Origin of the sequence: Limosilactobacillus galli (genome assembly GCF_947381495.1) — a bacterium.
Lineage (GTDB): Bacteria > Bacillota > Bacilli > Lactobacillales > Lactobacillaceae > Limosilactobacillus > Limosilactobacillus galli.
Window position 1 is genome coordinate 1 of sequence record NZ_CANCWK010000112.1, and the last position, 459, is coordinate 459.

Here is a 459-nt window from a genome sequence, read left to right on the forward strand (position 1 = left end):
TTATCTGGATTTACTTTGACTTTTAGTTGCTTTTCGAGAAATATGGTAATGCTCTTCATTACTCTTTCTCCGGCTCGTTGACTTTTAACATAGATGTTACAATCATCCGCATAGCGCACAAAGTGATGACCACGTCTAGTCAACTCTTTGTCCAACTCATTTAGATAGATGTTCGCCAGTAGTGGTGACAATGGCCCTCCTTGTGGGGGTTCCTTTTTCACTTTTAGCGAAAAGCCCATGGTCTAAGACTCCGCTAGTTAGAAACTTACGAATGAGTCTTAGTGTCCATGGGTCATCAATATATTGTTGGAGATACTTAATCATCAAGTCATGATTAACGTTATCAAAATAGGCTTTTAGGTCTAAGTCGACAACTCTTCGATAGCCTTGATTATAAAGATCTACTACTTTTGCAATAGCGTCATGGGCCCCACGGTGGGGACGGAAGCCAAAACTGTT

At 40.7% G+C, this 459-nt stretch carries 1 pseudogene; it reads right to left on the reverse strand.

Features of this window, described 5'->3' with window-relative positions:
• Nucleotides 1-459: pseudogene (locus QOS10_RS09495) on the reverse strand (reverse transcriptase domain-containing protein); the annotation flags it as partial.